The 215-nt window shown below is 49.3% G+C and carries 1 pseudogene; it reads left to right on the forward strand.

Annotated features, from left to right (window positions below):
* A pseudogene (locus HJV72_RS19340) lies at positions 1-215 on the forward strand (hypothetical protein); the annotation flags it as partial.

Raw genomic sequence — 215 nt, forward strand, 5'->3', positions numbered from 1 at the left:
GGAAAGTTGAAGGGGATTGCCTGTGCACCTGGTGAACAGCTTTGGTCCTTCTTGATCCGCCAGGATTGGCTGGATAATTTAGGTCTGTATATGCCGACTACAGCAGAAGAATTGTTAGATGTTATGCGTGCATTTACTTTTGATGATCCCGATGGAAATGGCAAGGATGACACGTATGGATTTACCGCGGCAGGCGGCGGCACGGTAGGCGATCT

Origin of the sequence: Extibacter sp. GGCC_0201 (genome assembly GCF_017566055.1) — a bacterium.
Lineage (GTDB): Bacteria > Bacillota > Clostridia > Lachnospirales > Lachnospiraceae > Extibacter.